The following is a 996-nucleotide window of genomic DNA, read 5'->3' as shown; positions in this document are numbered from 1 at the left end:
AGATGGAACGGCGCGTTGGCGTTCATCTCTTCGATGCTCGTGTACGTCACGCTCTTCAGCGGCGAATTCAGCGTCCACACGCCGCTGCCGATGCTGCCCAGCGTCAGTTGTCGGCTCGTCGTCGCCGTCAGATCGAGATTCAGAATGTCGCCCGTCAGCGTCATGTGCGGCGCGAGACCATTGACCGTCACCGCAGCGTTCGCTTGCGGCGCGAGATTAAACGTATCGTTATCGCCGTTGCCGTTGAGCACGGCTCCACTCGGAGCCGTGATGGTTCCCGTCAGCGCGAACACACCACCGACTCCGGCGTCCGCAGCACCGACGTCGATGTTCACCGTCGTAGTCGTGCCGCTCACGAGATTGCCCGCGAGCGTCGCATTATCACCCGCATTCAGTGTGATCGCGCCAGCCGAATTCACATTCACGGCTGCCGTGAGAACAATGTCTTGCCCCACACCCGCCGCATCGATGGTCGACAACGTCACATTGCCGCTCGTCGTGGTGCTCACCGTTTCGTTCACGGTCAGACTGCCGGTCGCACTCACATTCACATCGCTGGCCGTCGCGCTCACACCGACCAGCGCGCTCACGCCACCGATGATCAAGTTGCCGGTGTTCGCCAAAAACACCCCGCCGCTGCCGCCGCTCGCTTCAACATTCGCCAGCGTCGTCTCAATCGGATCCGCGCTCGTCCCCACACCCGTCGCGGCCTGCAACACGATGCTCGTGCCCGTCACATTATTATCATCGTCCGCATCGGTGATGCTCGTCCCCGCGACAATCGAACCACCACTCGTCGTCACATTGGCAATCGCCGCCCCCGCCGTCGTCGTCAGCGTGAACGCGCCAAGCGCCAGCGTCGAGTCATTCGTGCCAACGTTATCACCCGCACCGGCATAGCTCGACACCGTCTCATTCGCGAGCAGTTGCACCGTGCCGCCGAGCCCGACATTCACCGCCCCGGCAGTATCGAACACCGCCGCGCCACCGCTGAGT

General features: G+C 62.8%; 1 protein-coding gene. It reads right to left on the bottom strand.

Annotated elements, in window-relative coordinates:
- The coding region (locus tag M9Q49_RS35250) for a hypothetical protein (protein ID WP_254514055.1) at positions 1-996 on the bottom strand (996 nt) is incomplete at both ends.

It is taken from the genome of Anatilimnocola floriformis (genome assembly GCF_024256385.1).
In the GTDB taxonomy this organism is placed as follows: Bacteria; Planctomycetota; Planctomycetia; order Pirellulales; family Pirellulaceae; genus Anatilimnocola; species Anatilimnocola floriformis.
Note: the sequence above shows the minus strand (reverse complement) of the source record. Positions and strands in the feature narration are given on the sequence as shown.